Genomic DNA, 2,710 nt, shown 5'->3' with positions numbered 1-2,710 from the left:
GCATCCTCCCCGCCGCCGCGCTTATGGCGGCGGGGAGATATAGTGGACAGCGGGAAAAGGCTCCTGCAAAAGCGCGCTTAGTTTACTGCTCCAAATGAGAACAAATCAGGCAATGAGCAATGCTGTAATGGCCAATAGAAACAGCTGTTAAAATGAGTTAACCGTTTTACGGATGGCTGTCAGTTTTTCCATGAGCCCTTCGAAATAGTCCAGGTGCAGCATATTGGCGCCATCGCTTTTGGCATTGGCAGGGTCAAAATGGGTTTCTATGAATATGCCGTCCACGCCAACAGCAATTCCTGCTTTGGCAATGGTTTCTATCATATCAGGGCGGCCGCCGGTTACACCAGTGTCCTGGTTAGGCTGCTGCAGGGAGTGTGTGACATCGAGTACTGTGCTGGCAAATTTTTTCAGGGTTGGTATACCCCTGAAGTCAACAATCATGTCCTGGTAGCCAAACATGGTGCCACGGTCTGTTACCATCACATTTTCATTATTGCAGTCCCGTACTTTTTGTACGGCATGTTTCATGCTTTCCGGGCTCATGAACTGGCCTTTTTTCAGGTTTACAGTTTTTCCGGTTTCTGCTGCCGCTACCACCAGGTCAGTCTGCCGCACAAGGAAAGCCGGAATTTGCAGGATATCTACATACTGTGCCGCCATGGCCGCGTCTTGGTTAGTGTGTATATCTGTTATGGTAGGGACACTAAATTCCCGGGACACTTTTTCAAGTATTTTCAGTGCTTTTTCATCGCCTATACCCGTGAAGCTGTCAATACGTGATCGGTTAGCTTTTTTAAAAGACCCTTTGAAAACATAAGGGATTTGAAGCCTTTCGGTTACGGAAACAATTTTTTCGGCTATCCTCATAGCCATTTCTTCGCCTTCAATGGCGCAAGGCCCTGCGAGCAGGAAGAAATTGCCACTATCGGTATGTTTTATCTGCGGGATGTTCCTTAAGTCCATGATTTGTAAATTAAAGGTGTAAAGATACAAAATTGCGGGCAGCAGCGAAGCAGCACTGTCAGGGTTCAATTTTCCTGATGCCAAAACCTTTGGGAGCCATCACGGCACCTTTTTCATAAAGGTTTATGTAGATTCGCTTAGGTTCATTTAGCCCGGGCCAGCTTACCTCGTAAATATCGAGCAGGCCGGCTCCCATTTCATTTCTGGCGGAAGGGAACGGGCAGCATGTATCTACTTTTTTGTATGATACTTTTTCACCCTGAGGGCCTGAGAGCGCTCCAAAATACCTTTTAATGTTTATTTCGGCGCTCTGGATGGGCAGGAAACCAAGATTAACGGGGTAATCCTGGTTGTACCCGTATTTTTTATCACTGCTTATTTCATTAATAATAAAAGTTTTTTCTTTAGACAGGCGTGGCATAGCTGCCTTATCATCAATATTCCGGATTGTATTTTTTATGCTAATACAGGAAATTGCTGCGATTGCCAGTACTGCTGCTGATAGGTATTTTTTCATGACGGAAATGTTACAGGTTTCAAAGTTATTCAAAAAGTTGTATTATAACTTTATTTAATTACTGATAACGTTGCAAGGGATGTAATAGCGTTTTTAATTGTTATTTTTGCAAAAAATAAACTACTATGTATAGCTTTTATGGGACGTGGCCCTGGTATGTTTCGGGATTTTTAATAGGAGCGGTGATGCTGTTGCTGATTTATTTTGGAAAAACTTTCGGCATGTCATCAAACCTAAGGACAATGTGTTCTATGCTTGGCGCCGGGAGGATATCTGGTTTTTTCCGGTTTGACTGGAAAGCGCAACTCTGGAACCTGGCGGTAGTAATTGGCGCCATGATTGGCGGATATATAGCTGTTAACTTTATGAATGACAGTTCCGGCGTAAATATTGGCCCTGAAACAGTAACTGAGCTGCGACAAATGGGCATAGATGCCCCGCACGGTAAATTACTGCCCGATGCCTTAGTAGGCCCTGAAGCTTTACGGTCTCCTAAAATTTTAGCGGTACTGCTGGCAGGCGGCCTTCTTGTGGGTTTTGGTACCCGCTATGCCGGCGGATGTACGTCCGGGCACGCCATAACCGGGCTGAGCAACCTGCAACTACCATCATTAATTGCGGTTATAGGTTTTTTTATTGGGGGATTATTAATGTCGTGGCTATTGCTGCCACTAATTTTTTAGAATATGAAATTTCTTAAATTTCTTCTTGTCGGAATAGTGTTTGGTATTGTGCTTGTAAAATCTGAGGCAGTATCATGGTACAGGATTTATGAGATGTTTCACTTCCAGTCATTCCATATGTATGGAATTATCGGTGTAGCTGTTATCACGGGTATTACGGGTATAAGGCTGATCAGGCAGAACCAGGTGAAGGATATTACAGGCAAGGCTGTAGCTATCCCTGATAAAGATAAAGGTTTTACTAATTATCTTGCCGGAGGCATTATTTTTGGGCTTGGCTGGGGGCTTGTAGGCACTTGCCCGGGGCCAGTATATATACTCATAGGCGCTGGTTTTCTGGGAATAGTTGTTGTCCTGGCAGGTGCCTTACTAGGGACTTTTTTGTATGGCCTCCTGAAGGATAAACTACCGCATTAATTTATTATTAATAAGTTACTTGCTCGCCAGGGAATAATTGTATAATCATAATTTGGTGTTGGCAGGGCTGTATACAAAAGAAAAAGAAGCCGTCTCACAACTTGAGACGGTTTTTTTACGTTTTTCT

At 44.0% G+C, this 2,710-nt stretch carries 4 protein-coding genes; 2 read left to right on the top strand and 2 right to left on the bottom strand.

The features are described from left to right. Positions 1-147: 147 nt before the first annotated feature. Positions 148-966: a 3-deoxy-8-phosphooctulonate synthase gene (kdsA, locus tag CHU92_RS00740; RefSeq protein ID WP_094411611.1), complete on the bottom strand. Its 819-nt coding sequence runs from the start codon at positions 964-966 to the stop codon at positions 148-150. 58 nt (positions 967-1,024) lie between these two features. Beyond that, a complete protein-coding gene (locus CHU92_RS00735) occupies positions 1,025-1,483 on the bottom strand; it encodes a 2-dehydro-3-deoxyphosphooctonate aldolase (protein ID WP_094411610.1) in 459 nt (152 codons plus the stop codon). A gap of 125 nt (positions 1,484-1,608) precedes the next feature. On the opposite strand from CHU92_RS00735, the gene CHU92_RS00730 reads away from it, so the two are divergent. Both CHU92_RS00730 and CHU92_RS00725 read left to right on the top strand, forming a co-directional pair. Then, entirely contained in the window at positions 1,609-2,166 is a 558-nt protein-coding gene (locus CHU92_RS00730) for a YeeE/YedE family protein (RefSeq protein ID WP_094411608.1), read from the top strand. A 3-nt stretch (positions 2,167-2,169) separates the two neighbouring features. Beyond that, positions 2,170-2,583, top strand: a complete 414-nt coding sequence (locus CHU92_RS00725; RefSeq protein WP_094411606.1) for a DUF6691 family protein — start codon at positions 2,170-2,172, stop codon at positions 2,581-2,583. The last annotated feature ends 127 nt before the right edge of the window (positions 2,584-2,710 follow it).

It is taken from the genome of Flavobacterium cyanobacteriorum, assembly GCF_002251835.1.
GTDB lineage: Bacteria > Bacteroidota > Bacteroidia > Flavobacteriales > Flavobacteriaceae > Flavobacterium > Flavobacterium cyanobacteriorum.
The sequence above is the reverse complement of the archived record's forward strand: the minus strand, read 5'-3'. Positions and strand labels throughout refer to the sequence as shown.

Bases quoted from the DNA above. Each gene is read 5' to 3' on its own strand.
- kdsA (WP_094411611.1), bottom strand. From the start codon at position 966: ATGGACTTAAGGAACATCCCGCAGATAAAACATACCGATAGTGGCAAT.
- CHU92_RS00735 (WP_094411610.1), bottom strand. From the start codon at position 1,483: ATGAAAAAATACCTATCAGCAGCAGTACTGGCAATCGCAGCAATTTCC.
- CHU92_RS00730 (WP_094411608.1), top strand. From the start codon at position 1,609: ATGTATAGCTTTTATGGGACGTGGCCCTGGTATGTTTCGGGATTTTTA.
- CHU92_RS00725 (WP_094411606.1), top strand. From the start codon at position 2,170: ATGAAATTTCTTAAATTTCTTCTTGTCGGAATAGTGTTTGGTATTGTG.